Raw genomic sequence first — 18428 nt, forward strand, 5'->3', positions numbered from 1 at the left:
CAACAAGGATGAGCAGTATGACTGGACTGGTGATGAGCAGCGCCGACCTCGATCCCCGCCGCAGGCGCATTCTCTATCGCTGCTGGCATCGCGGCATTCGTGAGATGGACCTGATTCTCGGCCAGTTTGCTGAAGCCGAGATCGCTGCCCTGTCCGATGCCGAACTGGACGAGCTGGAACGGATCATGGCCGAGGAAGACAATGATCTGATCAAGTTCATCAATGGGGCTTTGCCGGTTCCAGACCATCTGAAAACCCCGCTGTTTGAGCGCATCGCCGCCGTGCGGCCCGATTTCTCGCCTGTGACGACTCCATGATTTCTCTTTTCGATTCCCGTAAAATTACGGCGGCGAAAGCCGCCGTTACGCTCTCACCCGTGCCGGATGGCATGGATGCCTTCATCATTGCCGAGCTGGCGCGTCAGGGCAGGCCGGTGGCCTATATCACTTCCGATTCCAGCCGGATGAACGATATCGAGCAGATGCTGTCCTTTGCTGCACCCGAGATCCCGGTGCTGACGCTGCCCGCTTGGGACTGTCTGCCTTACGACCGGGTATCGCCGAGCGCTGATATTTCCGCCCGGCGTCTTGCGGCGCTGTCCGGCCTGATTGCGCACCGCAAAAAGCCACATCCGGCGATCATTCTCGTCACCGCCAATGCGCTGTTGCAGAAGCTGGCCCCTTCGGATGTCATCGAGAGCCTGTCCTTTTCGGCCCGGCCCGGCAATCAGGTGCGGATGGACGATATTGCCGAGCGTCTTTCCCGCAATGGCTTCGAGCGGGTGGCGACCGTGCGCGAAGTTGGTGAATTTGCCGTGCGCGGCGGCATTCTCGATGTTTTCGTGCCGGGGTCGGAAGAGCCGGTCAGGCTGGATTTCTTCGGTGATACGCTGGAGAGCATCCGCAGCTTCGATCCCGCCAGCCAGCGCACCATCGGCCAGGTGCGCTCGCTTGATCTCAACCCGATGAGCGAGGTGACGCTGACGCCGGAAACCATCAGCCGGTTTCGCAAGAATTACCTGTCTCTGTTCGGTGCGGCCACTCGTGACGATGCGCTGTATACCGCCGTTTCCGAAGGCCGTCGCTATGCGGGCATGGAACATTGGCTGCCGCTGTTCCATGAAAAGCTGGAGACCGTCTTTGATTATCTCACCGACTATCTTGTCGTTACCGATCACACGGTGCGCGAGGCGGCGGAAGAGCGCATCAAGCTGATCCGCGATTATTATGAGGCGCGATTGAACGCTGCCACCCCCGGCAAGGGTCATCTGGGTCAGGGCACGCCTTATAAGCCCGTGCCACCGGAATATCTCTATCTGATGGGCGGTGAATTTGCCAAAAGGCTGGAAGCGCTCGATCCGGTGCGGCTCAGCCCCTTTGCCGAGCCGGACAGCAGCGCCCGTAAGGTGGTGGAACTTTCCGCCCATGCCGGTCCGCGCTGGGCCAAGCTGGCCGCCGCAGAGAAGGATGGCGAGGCCGAGCGCATCAATGTTTTTACCCAGGCGGTGAAATATATTGCTGACAAGCGGGCGACGGGCGCGAAAGTGCTGATCACCGGCTGGTCGGAAGGATCGCTCGACCGGCTTTTGCAGGTACTGAACGAGCACGGGCTGGAGCGGCTTAAACCCGTTACGGCGCTGAAAGACCTCGACAGCCTGAAAAAGGGTGAGGCCGCCACTGCCGTTCTGGCGCTGGAAGGCGGTTTCGAGGCAGCCGATCTGGTGGTGGTCGGCGAGCAGGATATTCTCGGCGACCGCATGGTGCGCCGCGCCAAACGCCGCAAGAAGGCTGCCGATTTCATTTCCGAAGTCGCCGGGCTGGATGAAGGCTCGATCGTCGTCCATGCCGAACACGGCATTGGCCGTTTCATCGGCTTGCGCACCATCAATGCCGCGGGCGGTCAGCATGCCTGTCTTGAACTGCAATATGCCGATGAGGCCAAGCTGTTCCTGCCGGTGGAAAATATCGAGCTTCTTTCCCGCTATGGTTCGGAAGGCAGCGAGGCGGTGCTGGACAAGCTGGGCGGCGGCGCCTGGCAGATGCGCAAGGCCAAGCTGAAGAAACGCCTGCTGGACATGGCGGGCGGTCTGATCCGCATTGCCGCTGAGCGCCTGACCCGCTCGGCCCCGGTGCTTTCCACCACGGAAGGGCTTTATGACGAATTTGCCGCCCGTTTCCCCTATGATGAGACGGAAGACCAGCTGAACGCCATCGAGGCGGTGAAGGGCGATCTGACGGCAGGCCGCCCGATGGACCGCCTCGTCTGCGGCGATGTCGGCTTCGGCAAGACGGAAGTGGCGCTGCGCGCCGCCTTCCTTGCGGCGATGAACGGCATTCAGGTGGCGGTGGTGGTGCCGACCACGCTGCTCGCCCGCCAGCATTTCAAGACCTTTACCGAGCGGTTCCGCGGGCTGCCGATCCGCATCCAGCAGGCCTCGCGTCTGGTCGGCACCAAGGAACTCAACCTCACCAAGAAGGAACTGGCCGAGGGCAAGACCGATATTGTCGTCGGCACCCATGCGCTGCTCGGTTCCGGCATCACCTTCGCCAATCTCGGTCTGTTGATCATCGATGAAGAGCAGCATTTCGGCGTCAAGCACAAGGAGCGGCTGAAGGAGCTGAAAAGCGATGTGCATGTGCTGACGCTGTCGGCAACGCCCATTCCGCGCACGCTGCAACTGGCAATGACCGGGGTGCGCGAACTGTCGCTGATCACCACGCCGCCGGTGGACCGCATGGCGGTCAGAACCTTCATCTCGCCCTTCGATCCGCTGGTGATCCGCGAAACTCTGATGCGCGAACATTATCGCGGCGGCCAGAGCTTTTATGTCTGCCCGCGTCTTGCCGATCTCGCCGACATCAAGAGCTTTCTCGATGAGACCGTGCCGGAGCTGAAAGTGGCGATTGCCCATGGCCAGATGGCGGCGGGCGAGCTGGAAGACATCATGAACGCCTTTTATGAAGGGCGTTACGATGTGCTGCTTTCAACCACCATCGTCGAATCCGGTCTCGATGTGCCGACCGCCAATACGCTGATCGTGCATCGGGCCGATATGTTCGGGCTGGCGCAGCTTTACCAGATCAGGGGTCGGGTGGGGCGCTCCAAGGTGCGCGCCTTTGCGCTTCTGACGCTGCCGGTCAACAAGGTGTTGACGCCCGCTGCCGAGCGGCGGCTGAAAGTGCTGCAATCGCTCGACACACTGGGTGCCGGTTTCCAGCTTGCCAGCCACGATCTCGACATTCGCGGCGCGGGCAATCTCTTGGGCGAAGAACAGTCCGGCCATATCAAGGAAGTCGGTTTCGAGCTTTACCAGCAGATGCTGGAGGAGGCCGTGGCCGAGGTGAAGGGCGAAGACGAGGTGGTGGACAGCGGCTGGTCGCCGCAAATTCAGGTCGGCGCCTCGGTGATGATCCCGGAAAATTACGTGCCGGATCTACATCTGCGACTTGGGCTTTACCGGCGTCTCGGCGAATTGACCGAGCTTTCCGAGATCGACGGCTTCGGCGCGGAAATGATCGACCGTTTCGGCCCGCTGCCTGCCGATGTGCAGAACCTGTTGAAGGTCGTCTATATCAAATCGCTCTGCCGCAAGGCCAATGTCGAAAAGCTGGAAGCGGGGCCGAAGGGCGTCGTCGTGCAGTTCCGCAACAAGGAATTTCCCAATCCGGCAGCGCTCGTCGGCTTCATTGCCAAACAGGGCACCATGGCGAAAATCCGACCCGATCACAGCCTGTTCCTCACCCGCGACCTGCCAACCCCGGAAAAGCGGCTGGCCAGTGCGGCCACCATCATGACGCAGATGGCGGAACTGGCCAAGGTGAAGTAAATCAAAGTGTCACGTGGCGGCGCGCTTGAAGCTTGCCGCCAGCAGTCCCGCGCCGATCAGCAAAGAGCCGCCGCTGCGGTTGACGATGCGCTGCACCTTCGGTTTGCGGATCGTGTTGCGCGCCATGGCGGCGGTATGGGCATAAATGGCCGTGTTCAGTGTCGCCAGTGTCAGGAAGGTTGCTTCCATGATGACCATCTGCACGGCCAGAGGCTCGGTGGAGATCAAAAACTGCGGTAAAAAGGCGACGAAGAAAATAATGCTTTTCGGGTTGAGCGCCGTCACCACATAGGTGTGCAGGAAAATCCGGAACGGGCTTTCCGGCGTGCTCGGCTCCGCCTCTTCGGTGGTCTGAAAATCGCGGACAGGTGCGCGCCACAATTTGATCCCCATATAGATCAGGTAGGCAGCGCCAATATATTTCAGCAGGCTGAAGAGCCATGCCGAGGTCATCAACAGGGCTCCCAGCCCCAGAAGCGAAGCCGTCATGGCGGTAAAGTCGCCCAGCGCCACACCGATAACGCAGGCTTTGGCAACACTGCGGCCATGGCCCAAGGCATAGGACACGACGAGAAGAATTGTCGGTCCGGGAATGGCCAGCATCACGGCAGATGCGGCGGAAAAGGCAAGCCATATCTCAAAATGCATTCAATTGCCTCCATGAACATCTGCCGCATTTTCAGCAGGCAGCTCTGAAGAGCAATCAATCCACGCTTTGCGGCTTTGTGCAAGGAGACAAATTCGGCTCAACCACGCCATTTCAGCGGGTTGTCATCGCTGCGGCAGCCGATGGGTGGGGGGAGTTGGGTGAAGGTGGCCTCCAGCTGCTGGCAGCCCCAGTTGCGCAAGGGGGCAGGCAGGCGGCGGTTGATCTCTATGCCCTCTTCATCATAAGGCGTTTTGGTATTGGTGATGTAATTGTACCAGCGGGTGCCGAACACCGCCAGAAACACCACCACCATAATCATCAGCACGCGAAAAATCCGTTTGGGGCTATAATTCATGTCCATTCCAGTGTGGTCATGACGACCCATAAGACATAGGCGCCATTGGCCAGAAGCAGGCAGAAGACGGCGAAGGAGCCGAGATCCTTGGCGTTCCTCGCAACCACCGAAAATTCCGGCGAGATGCGGTCGATTACCTCTTCGATTGCGGTGTTCAACGCCTCTGTGGCAAAGAGCACCAACATCAAAACAACAATGCCGAGATAATAAGGCAGGGCGACGCCCATTCCTGCAAAAAGCCCGAGACTGGCCAGAAAAAGCAGCAATTCATGGCGAAAGGCCGATTCCTGACAGAGCCTTTTGAAGCCCTGAAAGGAATAAAGCGTTGCCGCGTAAAGATGGGCAAAGCCGGTTTTCTTGGTGAAGAGCGGCGTCGTTTTCTGGCTGTGCCGGTCCATCGACGCCTCCCTGACCTTTTTTACTGCGTGCCGGCGTTGGAAACGCCTGCCTGCTCGAAGGTGGCCATGCCGGAATGGCAGGCGGCGGCGGCCTTGACCAGTCCTGCGGCCAGCGCCGCGCCCGTGCCTTCGCCAAGCCGCATGCCAAGGGCGAGAAGCGGCGTTTTGCCAAGCCTGTCGATGGCCTTCATATGGGCGGGCTCTGCCGAGACATGGCCGATCAGGCAGTGATCGAGCGCGGAAGGATTGGCCGCTTTCAGGATCGCGGCGGCGGCGGTGGCGACATAGCCGTCGATCAGCACCGGAATGCGCTCGATGCGGGCGGCAAGGATGGCGCCCGCCATGGCGGCGATTTCACGCCCGCCGAGACGGCGCAGGATTTCGAGCGGGTCCGACAAATGATCCTTGTGAAAGGCGACGGCGGTTTTCACCGCATCGATCTTGCGTTGCAGAACTTCACCCTCGGAACCGGTCCCGGGGCCGACCCAGTCTTCCGCCGTGCCGCCGTAAAGCGCCAGATTGATCGCTGCGGCAATCGTGGTGTTGCCGATGCCCATTTCACCAAGGCAGAGCAGATCTGTGCCGCCTGCAATCGCTTCCATGCCAAAGGCCATGGTGGCGGCACAGTCGCGCTCTGACAAGGCCGCCTCGACTGTGATGTCGCCGGTCGGGTAATCCAGCGCCAGATCGAAGATTTTCAGGCCGAGATCGTAAGTGGCGCAGATCTGGTTGATGGCGGCGCCGCCGGCGGCGAAATTCTCCACCATCTGCTGGGTGACGGAGGGCGGGTAGGGCGTGATGCCATGTTTGGCCACGCCATGATTTCCGGCAAAGATGGCCACAAGCGGACGGTTGACGGCGGGCGCACGTCCGGTCCATGCGGCAAGCCACATGGCGATTTCTTCCAGCCGTCCAAGCGAACCTGGCGGCTTGGTCAATTGCCGGTCTCTGGCGCGGGCAGCGGCGAGCGCCGGCGTATCCGGGCCGGGAAGATCGCGGATCAGCGCGCGGAAATCGTCAAAGGGCAGGCCGGAAACACTCATGGGCAGGCTTTCTGTCGTTCATGCAAATGGTTTGGCCCTTCTTAACGGCAGGCTCCGTCTTCAACAACTAAAATCCGGCGAAGGACGTGACAAGCGCGTGATCCTCAGGTCTGTGGAAGAGGCAGGGCTTCAAATATAAAAGAAACAGTCTATCTATGCAGAAAATGGATAGGATATCTTCGTGCTCGACCTTGGCGCTTTCATTCAGGATCTGGCCCGCTCCATCGGCTTCTTGAGCAGGTTGCCGGTGTCGGCGCGGTTTTTCGATGGTCATTCCGGCGAGATGAGCCGCACGCCGCGCGCCTTTCCGCTGGCGGGTGCGGTGATTGCCGCCCCTGCCGGTCTGGTGCTGGCGCTGTCTGTCGGCCTTGGGGCGAGTGCGACGCTTTCTGCCTTTCTGGCAGTGGCCAGTCAGGTTCTTTTGACCGGCGCCCTGCATGAAGATGGTCTGGCCGATACCGCCGATGGTTTCGGCAGCCACGACCGGGAAAAAGCGCTGACCATCATGAAGGACAGCCACATCGGCACCTACGGCGTTCTGGCACTGATCTTGAGCATTGGCATTCGCGTGTCGGCGCTGGCGGCGCTTATCAATGCCCTGCCGCCTATGCAGGTTGCGCTCATCATGATCGGGGTTGCGGCAGGCAGCCGGGCAATGATGGTCTGGCACTGGCGCAGCCTGCCGCCGGCTCGCCCCGGCGGGCTTGCCGCCTCGCTCGGCCAGCCGGAAGAGGGCACGATGTATGCCGCACTCTTTCTCGGCCTCCTGATCTTCACGCTGGCGATTGCCCCTTTTGCCATGCTGCACGCTCCTGCGGCGGCGCTGATCTTTTCCACCGCCGCCATTTTTGGTTTTAACCGGCTGATCCTGAAGCGGCTTGGCGGCCAGACGGGTGATACGATCGGCGCCTGCCAGCAGATATGCGAGATCGTGGCGCTGGCCAGCCTCTCCATGACATTGTAAGCTGCCATAAGCATGGAAAAATCTCTCGAATCCCCCGAATCCCCCTGTACCGGCATTTGCACCCTCGATGCGAAAGGGGCCTTCTGCCTTGGATGCCGAAGGACTTTGAGCGAGATTGCCGGATGGTCCGGCTTTTCGGCTGAGGAAAGGCGCGCGGTCATCAGCAGGCTTGCATCCCGTGGGGCAAGGGAAGGAAACTGAGCATGCGTCTTGCCGTTGTTCTTGCCATTCTGCTCTTCGGTCTTGCGGCGCTCATGTTGATGGGGCAGGGCGACCGGACCCTCGGCCTTGCCAATGACGATTTTGGCAATCTGATCTTTCTCCTGCCCTTTGCCTTTGTCATAGCCTCCGGCATCGTCGTCAGCCGGGCCAATCTGGGGCGCAATCTGCGCTTTCTGGCGGCCTGGGTGCTAATCGGGCTTGTCGTGGTGACCGGCTATGTCTATCGAGACGATGCTCAGGCTGTGGGCAACAGAGTTCTCGGGGCGATCCTGCCGGATTACGCCATCAGCAGCAAAACTGCCGATGGGCAGGCGATGGCGATCCTGAACAGAAATCGCAACGGCCATTTCGTGACCTCTGTTGATATTGACGGGACTCATCTGAAGATGATGATCGATACCGGGGCAAGCGCCGTGGTGCTGAGCGCCGAAGAGGCTTCCCGCCTCGGCATTGATACATCCAGCCTGCACTACACCGTGACCGTCAGCACCGCCAATGGCAATGCGCTGGCGGCACCGGTCGTATTGAAGGCGGTTTCCGTTGGCCCGATCGAGCGCAAAAATGTCCGTGCGCTGGTGACGCAGCCCGGCAGGTTGAGCCAGGGCCTGCTCGGCATGAGCTACCTTTCCACCCTCGACAGCGTACAGATCCGCGGCGATGAATTGCGGCTGATCGATTAGCAGGTTGTTGATCCGGCAATGAACGATGATGCGTTAAGGCACCAAACGCAAATCACTGTTGCGTCTTGCCTTGTTTTCAATTTTTACAATCCATTGACAAGCCGGTCGAAAGCCATCAAAGAGACCGCCGTACCGACGGATCCTGACGAATAGTGATGGCAAGCCCTGTCGTTACCCGGGTGAATCCGGCTAAAGGCTCACGCTTTTGTCTTGAGCTTGTTTTGTTCCGACACAAGTTTTAAATGTTCTCGATTTGTTTATGTTTTCTCTCGGGTTTTTCCCAGATAAGACCTGTGAATTCCTGTGGATAACTTTGCGCTTTCGATGAGCAATATTGCGTTTTTCGTCAGAGATTTCTCCGTCGCGTCATTCAATCGCCTGAAATCTGGCCGAACCGATTCGATCTGTCATGCGGAGTGATCTTTGAGGCTTTAAAAACGCCTGACGCGCAAGGTGCAGGCGTTGGATTTGCGCTTGGGAATCATGCCATAAGACGGGCTATCTACAGACTGGGAGATGAAAGGAATGCAGGTGGCAAGACGGCGGCACGGGTGGCGTGGTCAGGTGCCAATCCTGATGAATTTTATCGCCCGTTGTTTTGTTGGCTTGGCACGTCGTGCAAGCAGCGCCGGAGCTTTGACGCTGCTGATGCTTTTTCTTGCAGGTGGCGTGGTCAGTCCGCTTTTGTCCGTTCCGGTCGCCTTGGCGCAGACGTCCTCGCAGGCAAGCCTGTTTGCTGCTGACGACCCGGTGTCGAAAGCGCCCGCGCAGCTCGATACAATCCGCAGCACGCTGGACAGCATCGCCACCGATCTCAAGGGGATGAGCGATAATGACCGGGAACTGATCGGAGCGAAATCCCGGCTTGACGATGCGATGGCCGATCTCATCACATTGAAATCATCTCTTTCTCCACGGCTGGACGATCTGACCAGCCGGCTCACTGAACTGGGCAATCCGCCAAAGGATGGCCAGCCAGAGGCCGCCGATGTCACCGCCCAGCGTAACAAGCTGACGGCTCAGAAGGGGCAGGTGGTGTCGCTTCTCAGCCGTATCGATGATCTGACGAAGGCCGATAACGATCTGGAGACGAATATCTCCACCATGCGGCGGGAATTGTTCACCCGCGAACTTTTCGCCCATGCCGATGTCTCGATCGATACCATGACGACGGCGGTGAAAGCGGTTGGTCCGCTTTACGCCCAGTTTGCAGCCATGGTGGGAAGCTGGGTCGGCTTCGTCTGGTATTTCAAGCGCATTTCTCTGGCATCGGCTCTTCTGGTTTCGCTGGTAATGATGCTGGGGCTCAGGTTCATCCTGCATCAGATCTTCGGGCCGATGATCGCGCGGGCGCGGTTGGAGGAAAAGCCTTCTTATATGAGCCGGTTTTCGCTGGCATTCTGGGTGACGGTGGTGCCCTCCGTGGCGCTGGGCTTCTTCCTCATCGCCAGCTTCTTTCTGCTGGATGCCTTCAATGTGCTGCGCTCCGATATCAGGCCGGTTCTGGCCTCGGTCTTCGGGGTGATCGTCACGATTTTCTTTTCCGCCCGGCTTGCCGTTGTCGTGTTCAATCCCAAACAGCCCAAATGGCGGCTTGTGCGGGTGTCGGATCGTGGCGCAAGAGGGTTGGCGGCCGCCTTTGTCGCGATGACGATCATCAATGGCTTCGATTATGTCTTCGGGGTCATCACCAGTGTCGCCGGCGGCCCGGTCGATCTTGCCGTTCTGCGTGGCTTCGTGTCCTCCTGTCTCGTCGGCCTGATTTTGCTGATCATCTCCTTTACCAAGCCGCTGATGCCGAAAGAGGATGATCCGCCTGGCGTGAAGGGACGGCCATGGTCACGCAAGACACTGGTTCTTTTGCATATTTTTGGCTTTGGAATCGTTTTCGCCGCCTTGATCGGTTATGTCGGTCTGGCGAAATTTATAGCCAACCAGATCATTCTCACTGGCGGCATGATTGCGCTCATCTATATCGGCATTCGCTCCGGCAAGGCCGTGTCCGAGCGGGACCGCTTTGCCGAGACCACGGTTGGCCGTTATTTGCAGCGCCGGTTCGACGCAGGACCTGTGGCGCTTGATCAGTTGGGCATTGCCGCAGGCTTGGTCATCTATCTGGTGGCGCTGATGGTAGGGCTGCCGCTGATCCTTCTGTCTTGGGGATTTCAGCCACTCGATATCCGGCTTCTGATGTATAATTTCGTCACCGAAATCAAAATCGGTGGCATCAGCATTTCCGTAGTCGGCATTGCCGGCGGCATTCTGCTGTTCATTCTGGGGCTGATTGTTACGCGCTGGCTGGAAAAATGGCTGGATGGCACCGTCATGGCGCGGGCTCAGGTCGATTCTGGCGTGCGCAATTCCATCCGCACCGTGGTTGGCTATGTCGGAGCGTCACTTGCAGGCGTCATCAGTCTTTCGGCGGCGGGTATCAACCTGTCCAACCTGGCTCTTGTGGCTGGTGCGCTGTCAGTCGGTATCGGTTTCGGCCTGCAGAATATCGTCTCGAATTTCGTTTCCGGTCTGATCCTTCTGGTTGAGCGCCCCTTCAAGGTGGGTGACTGGGTCGCTACCGGTACGACCGAAGGCTTTGTGCGCCGCATCAATGTCCGCGCCACCGAGATTGAAACGTTCCAGCGGCAAACAATCATTGTGCCGAATTCGGAGCTGATCAACGCCGCCGTCGGTAACTGGACCCACCGCAACACGCTGGGCCGCGTCGATGTGAAGATCGGCGTCAGCTATGACAGCGATCCGACTCATGTGATGCGGGTGTTGCAAGAGGCCGCGGCAACCTATGAAGGCGTCTTGCGCAATCCGGAACCTTTCGTCATCTTCCAGAATTTTGGCAATTCCTCGCTGGATTTTCAGCTCTGCTTCTTCATCGGCGATGTGTTGAATGCGCTATCGATCAAAAATGGCGTGCGTGTGCGCATTTTCGAGCGGTTCCGTGAGGAAGGGATCGAAATTCCCTTCCCCAGACAGGATCTTACCGTGACGATGGTGCGTCCGCCCGAAACACCTCCGGACAGCGTGCCACTGTAAACATTCAACCGGCGATGACCGTGATCATCGCCATATCGAGCATGAAGGAACCATCGGCCTCGATGGCGAAATGTCGGGTCACATCCTTGGATGCGGCCTGTTGCAGCGCGCGGATGGCTGCCACCAGATGCGGTGGCGTCCGCATGCGCGCCGTCCAGACATCGAATTCCATCTTCACCCGAAAGCGCATCAGCGACTCTTCGATAAAGCCAGAGCGTTCCAGCATGGCGCCCCATTCGCTAAGGCGATAATTGCGCACATGCGATGTGTCACGCAAAAGTTCAATTGCCTGCAAATGCGTGTCGAGCAGGGGGTGGGCCGGTGCAACGACATCGATGAACACGGCTTTCGACCCCGGCTTCAGCACGCGATGCGCCTCGCGCAAACCGGCTTCCGCCTGGTGCCAGTGATGGGTGGTGTAGCGACAGGCAAGAAAATCGAAATGGCCGTCATCAAAGGGCAGGCTGCTGGCAGAGGCTTTGACTGTGTTGAGATTGTCAAAGCCTTTTTCTTGCGCTGCGGTCTGCACGGCGGCCAGCATATCGTCTGACAGGTCCACGGCCGTTACCTGAGTGCAATGAGGAGCAAGCGTATAGGAAACATGGCCGCCACCGCAGCCGAGATCGAGAGCATTTTGTGGTCGCAGCATTTGGCTCATCTCACTCAGCGCCGCAAGGTCAACCCCCGTCGCATGGACCTGGCTTGTGACATAGGAAGCGGATTTTGAACCAAATTGCGAACGCACGTTCTGGTCGTGGCTTGCATCTTGAGAAAATTGTCTGTCGGTTGGTGTCTGCATGATCTTTGTCCTGTTAGGATGAACATCGCCAGCATGACGCAAATTTATGCTGTTACAAGATGAGTAGTTATCCTGTTATAAAAGTTGCTATGCTGGATTCCGAACAAAGACGGTTGCTTGGTGAATTCGTCCGGGCGCATCGTGAAAAATTGCCACCTGTTACGGTTGGGCGTCGACGCACGCCCGGTTTGCGGCGTGAAGAGCTGGCTGAAAAAGCCGGGATCAGCGCAACATGGTGCGCATGGATCGAGCAGGGACGACAGGTTCAGGCATCCGCGCAGGCGCTCTCCCGGCTTGCGGAAGCTTTGGAACTGACGCGGGCAGAGCGCGCCTATCTGTTCGAGCTTGCCGACCGGCGCGATCCCGATATCGAAACCAGCGCGCCGGTCATGGAGGCGCCTGCCTCTTTGACGGCCGCGGTCGCCGCCATGCCGCATCCCTCCTATGCGCTGGATCGTTACTGGAACGCCTGTTGCTGGAATTCCGCTGCAGCGAGCCTCTTTCCCGACTGGCTGGGAGACAAAGTCAAGGAACGCAATCTGCTGCGTTATGTCTTTCTCGATCCGGTCGCTCCGCTGGTGATCGTGGACTGGCAGGAGCGCGCGTTGCGTCTGCTGGCCGAATTTCGCGCTGATTTCAGCCATTCCTCAAGTGATTACAACATCCGGAAGCTGGTCGATATGCTGCGTGGTGAAAGCGCGATATTTAATCAGGGATGGCAGGAACAGACCGTGCTGGAGCGCGAAGGTGGCGAACGTGCCTTTCGTCACCCTGAGCGCGGTTTTCTGCGTTATCGCCAGTTCAATTTTCGTCCGGTCGAGCGCAGCGATTACAAACTCGTGATGCTGTTTCCGCTGTAAAACAGATAAAGCAGTCCACGTCGCGTCAACCCATTCTCATGTCGCAAACGGGCGGCAAGCGGGCGGCGCACTTGATCATAGTTCATTCCACACGATTACGGTCGGGGACGTTCTCCTGCCGTTCAGCGCTTCACACAGGGGAATGTTCATGTCGATCAAATCTCACGCACGGGCCGTGGTCATCGGCGGCGGTGTCGTTGGTGTCTCCACCCTCTATCATCTTGCGAAAAAGGGCTGGGGCGATTCTGTCCTGATCGAGCGCAAGGAGCTGACCTCGGGCTCAACCTGGCATGCCGCAGGCCTGTTGCCGCTGTTCAATATGAGCTATTCCGTCGGCCAGATTCACAAATATTCGGTCAGATTCTATCAGGAGCTGCAGCAGGAAACCGGCATGAATGTCGGCTTCAGCCAGGTGTCCAACATTCGTCTCGCCCGCACCAAGGATCGCTGGGACGAATATATGTATTATGCCGGCATTGCCGACACTATCGGTGTGAAGGTCAATATTCTGACGCCGGATGAGGTCAAGGAAATCTGGCCGCTGTGCGAAACAGAGGGGCTGCTCGGCGCAATCCAGCATCCCGATGACGGCTATATCCAGCCCGCCGATCTGACCCAGGCGCTGGCGAAAGGCGCGCGTGAGCGCGGCGCCACCATCTATCGCAACACCACGGTCACGGCCATCGAGCAACAGGCCGATGGTCTTTGGAAAATCACAACGGACAAGGGTGAGATCACCGCCGAACACGTGATTTCCTGCACCGGTTCCTTCGCCCGCAAGACCGGCGAAATGGTCGGCATCAACATTCCGGTTATCCCGGTCGAGCATCAATATATCGTCACCGAGCCGCACCCGGCCATTGTCGAGCGCAAGGCCAAGGGCCTGCCGGAAATGGGCGTTCTGCGCGAATCAGACAGCGCCTGGTATATGCGCGAGGAAAATGGCGGCCTGCTGCTTGGCCCTTATGAGGTTGGCGCGCCCGTCTGTTACGTCGATGGCCCTTCGGCAGATAGCGAATACGAACTCTTCCAGGAAGAGCTGGAGCGGCTGATGCCGCATATCGAGACCGCCATGGTGCGTGTACCCGCCTTTGGCGAAGTTGGTATCAAGAAGGTGTATAACGGTGCGATCGCCTATACACCGGATGGCAATCCAATTGTCGGGCCTGCACCGGGATTGAAAAATTTCTGGCTCAACGAAGGTCATTCCTTCGGCATCACGGCCGCAGGCGGCGCTGGCTGGCAGCTTGCCGAATGGATCGTCGATGGCGAGCCAACGCTCGACATGATGGGCGTCGATCCGCGCCGTTTCGGCCCTTATGCCACGGAAGGCTACCTGATCGCCAAGAATGAGGAGGCCTATGCCAATGTCTTCACCATGCATTATCCCGATGAGGAGCGTGCTGCTGCCCGCCCGCTGAAGACGACGCCGGTTTATGACCGTCTGAAGGCTCTTGGTGGCGTGTTCGGGTCTGTCTATGGCTGGGAGCGGGCCAACTGGTTTGCGCCACAAGGCTATGAAGTGGCGAAGGACGAGCTTGGCGTCGGCGTCGATGTCATTACCAGCCACAATTATGCGCCACCGACCGAAGATGGTCGCATCGTCGAGAAATGGTCGTTCCGCCGTTCGAATTATTTCGAGCATGTCGGCAATGAGATCAAGAATGTTCAGAACAATGTTGGCGTTCTCGACATGTCTCCCTTTGCCAAGATGGAGGTGTCCGGCCCCGGTGCACGCGCCTGGCTCGACAGTATTTTCGCCAACGCCATTCCGAAGAAGCGTGGCCGGATTGCGCTTTGCCACATGTTGACGGAAAAGGGCGGCGTACGGGCCGAGTTCACCGTCTATGAATGGGCGCCCAACCGTTTCTATCTTGTGTCGGCGGGCGCTTACGAAGCCCATGACCATGACTATCTTCGCAAGCTTGCCCCGAAGGACGGTTCGGTCAAATTGCAGCAGATCACCCAGAAGCTCGGTGTTCTGGTGCTGGCCGGGCCGAAATCGCGGGCGCTGTTGCAGAAACTGACCCGCACCAGCCTCGACAACAAGAATTTCCCCTGGCTGACGGGGAAGGAAATTTCGGTCGGCGTGGCAACGGCGCATGCGCTGCGTGTGAACTTCGTCGGCGAACTCGGTTGGGAACTGCATCATCCCATCGAGATGCAAAATTATATCTTCGATCAGTTGATGGAAGCCGGTGCGGAATTTGGCATCAAGCCCTTCGGCATTCGCGCCATGCTGTCCATGTCGGTTGAGAAGTCCTATCGTCTGATCCCGCGGGAAATGTCGATCGAATACAATGCCTATGAATCGGCGCTCGACCGCTTCATCAAGCTGGACAAGGATTTTATCGGCAAAGAAGGTCTTCTGGCCTGGAAAGAGCAGGGGCTGAACTGGTCCTTTGCCACGCTGGTCGTGCATGGCGTAACAGAAGTCGATGCGCGCGGCTCGGAAGCCATTTACAACGAAGCAGGAGAGCTTGTGGGCCGCGCTACCAACGGCACATTCGGCTGGCGCATCGGCAAGTCCATCGCGCTCGCCATGGTCAGGCCCGCTTATGCCGTCATCGGCACAAAACTGCAGATCAGAATACTGGGCACTCTTTATGAAGCCGAGGTTGTCGTTGAAAGCCCCTATGACCCAGACAATCAGGCGCTGAGAGCCTGAACGCGATTTTCAGGTTAGGGTGGCGAATTGTCATTCGCCACCTTTTTGCCTTTATTGAGTATGTCGCCACTAAATTCTTCTGTAAGTTAATATTTCAGCAAGCGGAAAACTTTAATGTGCAGCCTATCAACAGATTTTGAAGGCGCGCCATGACGTATCTTGGTCTTTCCGGAATGCATTACTCCGGGGAAAAATTCCCCGACGCACGTATTATTGTTGCCGAGGATTCCAACGTGTTTACCTCGATGATCCGGCAAAGACTGAAGGAAATCTTCAACATTGATCCCGAGATCTGCCGTACCTATGAAGATTTGATGGCTGCCAACGAACTGAACGACACGCCCGTGACGCTCGCCATCTCCAATATCAATCTTCCGGGCGCAGAAAACGGCGAAGCTCTGGAATATCTGACCGACTGCAATATTCCGACCATCGTCTTCACCAGCACCTTTCATGAGAAAACCCGTGAAAAGTTGCTGGCCAAAGATATTGTCGACTACATCATCAAGGACAGTATCTTTGCTGTGGAAATGCTGGCCGAATCGGTCTGCCGTTTCCTCACCAATCACCGCCATCACGTTCTGATCGTCGATGACAGTCCGACGGCGCGCGCGCTCCTGTCCAGCCGCCTGAAACGCTATAATTTCCGCGTCAGCACGGCTGAAAACGGGGCTAAGGCCATCGAACTTCTGAAAGCGAATGCCGATATTGGTCTGGTGGTTACCGACTACAACATGCCGGATATTGACGGCTTCGAGCTGACAAGACGCATCCGCGCCGTGCGTGGCTCGCATGAATTGCGCATTATCGGCGTATCCTCCTCGTCCGACCGGCTGCTGTCGGCGCGGTTCCTGAAAGTGGGCGGCAATGATTTTATGCTGCGGCCTTTCATTGACGAGGAATTTTATTGCCGCGTCAATCAGAACCTCGATACGCTGGTGCAGATCCGTGCCGGTCAGAAGCGGGCGTCAGCAGCGGCCTGACGTTTGTGTCAGGCTGCATCTGCGACTTGCTTTTTGACTCTGACGGCTCGGTCTGACCCTTATGGCAAAAGCGATTTGGCCATAACCCGTGGGTTAATGCGCAAATTCTCCTGTCGGCGCTTCGGGATTGCGCCTGCGCCTGCTATATAGCTGCCCGGAAAGGGTGGGGGAATCGCCCGCCCTGACACCCCGTTTGCTCAGGGTGCAACCGGCAGGATTTCAAAATCAGCATGGCTCCCATCATCTCCATCCGTGACTTGACCAAGACCTATGCCAGCGGGTTTCAGGCGCTAAAGGGTGTTTCCCTCGACATTGAGGAAGGCGAGATCCTGGCGCTTCTCGGGCCGAATGGCGCGGGCAAGACGACGATGATCTCCATCGTCTGCGGCATCGTCAATCCGACCTACGGGCAGGTAACAGTCGGCGGCTATGACGTCGTCCATGATTTTCGCAAGACACGCGCCATGATCGGTCTCGTTCCGCAGGAATTGACCACCGACATGTTTGAAACCGTCTATAACACGGTGAGCTTTTCGCGTGGCCTGCATGGCTGTCCGGCCGATCCGGACCATATCGAACAGGTCCTGAAATCCCTGTCATTATGGGAAAAGCGCAATTCAAGTCTGAGAGAATTATCCGGCGGCATGAAGCGTCGGGTGCTGATTGCCAAGGCCCTGTCTCACAAGCCGAAAGTGCTGTTTCTCGATGAGCCGACGGCAGGCGTCGATGTCGCCTTGCGCCGGGACATGTGGGCACTCGTGTCGGAACTGCGCAAGACTGGTGTCACCGTCATTCTCACCACCCATTATATCGAGGAGGCCGAGGAAATTGCCGATCGCGTCGGTATCATCAATCATGGAGAAATGCTGCTGGTCGAGGAAAAACGGGCACTGATGCGCAAACTCGGTCGCAAGCGCATGGTGCTGGACCTGATCTCGCCGTTGAAAAGCATTCCCGGGCGGCTGGACGAATGGCGGCTGAAGCTGGCCTCTGATGGCATGCAGATCGTGTATGAATACGAGCCCAACGACAATCCCGGCGCATTGATGGCGCTTCTGGCCGCTCTTGAAACCTCGAATATCGGCGTCGCCGACATGTCCACACGGCAAACCTCGCTTGAAGAGATATTTGTTGAGCTGATTGGGAAAAAACCATGAATTATCACGGAATTTCCGCTATTTACCGTTACGAGATGCACCGCATGGGCCGAACGGTGATGCAGAGCATCATTTCCCCGGTCGTCTCGACGTCGCTTTATTTCATCGTTTTCGGCGCTGCCGTCGGCTCGCGCATCAATAGCGGTGAAGATGTACCCTATGGCGGCTTCATCACGCCGGGGCTGATCATGCTGGCGCTCATTACCCAATGCATCTCCAATGGTGCAAACGGGATCTATTTTCCGAAATTCACCGGCACGATTTACGAGCTTTTATCCGCGCCAGTGGCTCTGATCGAGGTATTGATCGGTTATGTCGGTGCGGCTGCCACAAAGGGCATGATCATTGGCCTGATCATTCTGGCCACATCCGCCTTCTTCGTGCCGCTCAGGGTCGATCATCCGCTCTTGATGCTGGGCTTCATGCTGCTGACGGCCATCACCTTCAGCCTTGCCGGCTTCATTATCGGCATATGGGCGAAAAATTTCGAACAGCTCAGTCTGGTGCCGATGCTGGTCGTGCCACCGCTGACCTTTCTCGGTGGCACCTTTTATTCGGTGCATGTGCTGCCGCCTTTCTGGCAGACGGTCAGCCATATCAATCCAGTCTTCTATCTGGTGAGCGGTTTTCGCTGGAGCTTTTTCGGCAAGGCCGATGTCGATCCGATGATCAGCCTGATCATGGTCAGCCTGTTTCTGCTGATCTGTCTGGGATTTTTGAGCTGGATTTTCAAAACCGGCTATAAATTGAAGTCCTGACAGACAAGGGCAACGGGGAAG

Annotated in this window: 16 protein-coding genes; 11 read left to right on the forward strand and 5 right to left on the reverse strand. The window is 57.8% G+C overall.

Features of this window, described 5'->3' with window-relative positions:
- Nucleotides 1-17: 17 nt before the first annotated feature.
- Together NAC44_RS11485 and mfd are read left to right on the forward strand one after the other, a co-directional pair.
- A complete protein-coding gene (locus NAC44_RS11485) occupies nt 18-317 on the forward strand; it encodes a succinate dehydrogenase assembly factor 2 (protein WP_250940883.1) in 300 nt (99 codons plus the stop codon).
- Complete coding sequence (gene mfd / locus NAC44_RS11490; RefSeq protein WP_250940884.1) at nt 314-3826, forward strand: transcription-repair coupling factor; 3513 nt, start codon at nt 314-316, stop codon at nt 3824-3826. The genes NAC44_RS11485 and mfd overlap by 4 nt, the downstream gene beginning before the upstream one ends.
- Nucleotides 3827-3835: 9 nt before the next feature.
- On the opposite strand, the gene NAC44_RS11495 is transcribed toward mfd, so the two are convergent.
- From NAC44_RS11495 to cobT, 4 genes are all read right to left on the reverse strand, one after another.
- On the reverse strand, nt 3836-4474 hold the full coding sequence (locus tag NAC44_RS11495) for a LysE family translocator (RefSeq protein ID WP_250940886.1): 639 nt from the start codon (nt 4472-4474) through the stop codon (nt 3836-3838).
- Between the two features lie 98 nt (nt 4475-4572).
- A complete protein-coding gene (locus tag NAC44_RS11500) occupies nt 4573-4830 on the reverse strand; it encodes a hypothetical protein (RefSeq protein ID WP_250940888.1) in 258 nt (85 codons plus the stop codon).
- On the reverse strand, nt 4827-5228 hold the full coding sequence (locus tag NAC44_RS11505) for a diacylglycerol kinase (protein ID WP_250940890.1): 402 nt from the start codon (nt 5226-5228) through the stop codon (nt 4827-4829). The genes NAC44_RS11500 and NAC44_RS11505 overlap by 4 nt, the downstream gene beginning before the upstream one ends.
- A 20-nt stretch (nt 5229-5248) precedes the next feature.
- A complete protein-coding gene (gene cobT, locus NAC44_RS11510) occupies nt 5249-6271 on the reverse strand; it encodes a nicotinate-nucleotide--dimethylbenzimidazole phosphoribosyltransferase (RefSeq protein ID WP_250940894.1) in 1023 nt (340 codons plus the stop codon).
- A 181-nt stretch (nt 6272-6452) separates the two neighbouring features.
- Between cobT and NAC44_RS11515 the strand changes: the two genes are divergently transcribed.
- From NAC44_RS11515 to NAC44_RS11530, 4 genes are all read left to right on the forward strand, one after another.
- A complete protein-coding gene (locus NAC44_RS11515; RefSeq protein ID WP_250940896.1) occupies nt 6453-7235 on the forward strand; it encodes an adenosylcobinamide-GDP ribazoletransferase in 783 nt (260 codons plus the stop codon).
- A 12-nt stretch (nt 7236-7247) separates the two neighbouring features.
- On the forward strand, nt 7248-7436 hold the full coding sequence (locus NAC44_RS11520; protein WP_250940898.1) for a DUF1289 domain-containing protein: 189 nt from the start codon (nt 7248-7250) through the stop codon (nt 7434-7436).
- 2 nt (nt 7437-7438) lie between these two features.
- Nucleotides 7439-8137: a retropepsin-like aspartic protease family protein gene (locus NAC44_RS11525; RefSeq protein WP_250940900.1), complete on the forward strand. Its 699-nt coding sequence runs from the start codon at nt 7439-7441 to the stop codon at nt 8135-8137.
- Between the two features lie 606 nt (nt 8138-8743).
- Nucleotides 8744-11182 carry a mechanosensitive ion channel family protein gene (locus NAC44_RS11530; protein ID WP_250940902.1) on the forward strand — a complete coding sequence of 813 codons (2439 nt, stop codon included), beginning with the start codon at nt 8744-8746 and terminating at the stop codon, nt 11180-11182.
- A gap of 4 nt (nt 11183-11186) precedes the next feature.
- On the opposite strand, the gene NAC44_RS11535 is transcribed toward NAC44_RS11530, so the two are convergent.
- Nucleotides 11187-11981, reverse strand: coding sequence for a class I SAM-dependent methyltransferase (locus NAC44_RS11535; RefSeq protein WP_250940904.1), 795 nt, complete (start codon nt 11979-11981; stop codon nt 11187-11189).
- An 89-nt stretch (nt 11982-12070) separates the two neighbouring features.
- Between NAC44_RS11535 and NAC44_RS11540 the strand changes: the two genes are divergently transcribed.
- From NAC44_RS11540 to NAC44_RS11560, 5 genes are all read left to right on the forward strand, one after another.
- Nucleotides 12071-12841 carry a helix-turn-helix transcriptional regulator gene (locus NAC44_RS11540; protein WP_250940906.1) on the forward strand — a complete coding sequence of 257 codons (771 nt, stop codon included), beginning with the start codon at nt 12071-12073 and terminating at the stop codon, nt 12839-12841.
- A gap of 154 nt (nt 12842-12995) precedes the next feature.
- Complete coding sequence (locus NAC44_RS11545; RefSeq protein ID WP_250941095.1) at nt 12996-15509, forward strand: GcvT family protein; 2514 nt, start codon at nt 12996-12998, stop codon at nt 15507-15509.
- A 149-nt stretch (nt 15510-15658) separates the two neighbouring features.
- Nucleotides 15659-16492 (forward strand): response regulator, encoded by an 834-nt coding sequence (locus NAC44_RS11550; RefSeq protein WP_250940908.1) that lies wholly within the window; start codon nt 15659-15661, stop codon nt 16490-16492.
- Nucleotides 16493-16722: 230 nt separating this feature from the next.
- A complete protein-coding gene (locus NAC44_RS11555) occupies nt 16723-17649 on the forward strand; it encodes an ABC transporter ATP-binding protein (RefSeq protein WP_250940909.1) in 927 nt (308 codons plus the stop codon).
- On the forward strand, nt 17646-18407 hold the full coding sequence (locus NAC44_RS11560) for an ABC transporter permease (RefSeq protein ID WP_250940910.1): 762 nt from the start codon (nt 17646-17648) through the stop codon (nt 18405-18407). The genes NAC44_RS11555 and NAC44_RS11560 overlap by 4 nt, the downstream gene beginning before the upstream one ends.
- Nucleotides 18408-18428: the final 21 nt, after the last annotated feature.

This window comes from Allorhizobium sonneratiae, from assembly GCF_023700755.1.
Lineage (GTDB): Bacteria > Pseudomonadota > Alphaproteobacteria > Rhizobiales > Rhizobiaceae > Allorhizobium > Allorhizobium sonneratiae.

Excerpts from the sequence above, each read along its gene's own strand:
- NAC44_RS11485 (WP_250940883.1), top strand. The coding sequence starts at position 18 with ATGACTGGACTGGTGATGAGCAGCGCCGACCTCGATCCCCGCCGCAGG.
- mfd (WP_250940884.1), top strand. The coding sequence starts at position 314 with ATGATTTCTCTTTTCGATTCCCGTAAAATTACGGCGGCGAAAGCCGCC.
- NAC44_RS11495 (WP_250940886.1), bottom strand. The coding sequence starts at position 4,474 with ATGCATTTTGAGATATGGCTTGCCTTTTCCGCCGCATCTGCCGTGATG.
- NAC44_RS11500 (WP_250940888.1), bottom strand. The coding sequence starts at position 4,830 with ATGAATTATAGCCCCAAACGGATTTTTCGCGTGCTGATGATTATGGTG.
- NAC44_RS11505 (WP_250940890.1), bottom strand. The coding sequence starts at position 5,228 with ATGGACCGGCACAGCCAGAAAACGACGCCGCTCTTCACCAAGAAAACC.
- cobT (WP_250940894.1), bottom strand. The coding sequence starts at position 6,271 with ATGAGTGTTTCCGGCCTGCCCTTTGACGATTTCCGCGCGCTGATCCGC.
- NAC44_RS11520 (WP_250940898.1), top strand. The coding sequence starts at position 7,248 with ATGGAAAAATCTCTCGAATCCCCCGAATCCCCCTGTACCGGCATTTGC.
- NAC44_RS11525 (WP_250940900.1), top strand. The coding sequence starts at position 7,439 with ATGCGTCTTGCCGTTGTTCTTGCCATTCTGCTCTTCGGTCTTGCGGCG.
- NAC44_RS11535 (WP_250940904.1), bottom strand. The coding sequence starts at position 11,981 with ATGCAGACACCAACCGACAGACAATTTTCTCAAGATGCAAGCCACGAC.
- NAC44_RS11540 (WP_250940906.1), top strand. The coding sequence starts at position 12,071 with ATGCTGGATTCCGAACAAAGACGGTTGCTTGGTGAATTCGTCCGGGCG.
- NAC44_RS11550 (WP_250940908.1), top strand. The coding sequence starts at position 15,659 with ATGACGTATCTTGGTCTTTCCGGAATGCATTACTCCGGGGAAAAATTC.
- NAC44_RS11555 (WP_250940909.1), top strand. The coding sequence starts at position 16,723 with ATGGCTCCCATCATCTCCATCCGTGACTTGACCAAGACCTATGCCAGC.
- NAC44_RS11560 (WP_250940910.1), top strand. The coding sequence starts at position 17,646 with ATGAATTATCACGGAATTTCCGCTATTTACCGTTACGAGATGCACCGC.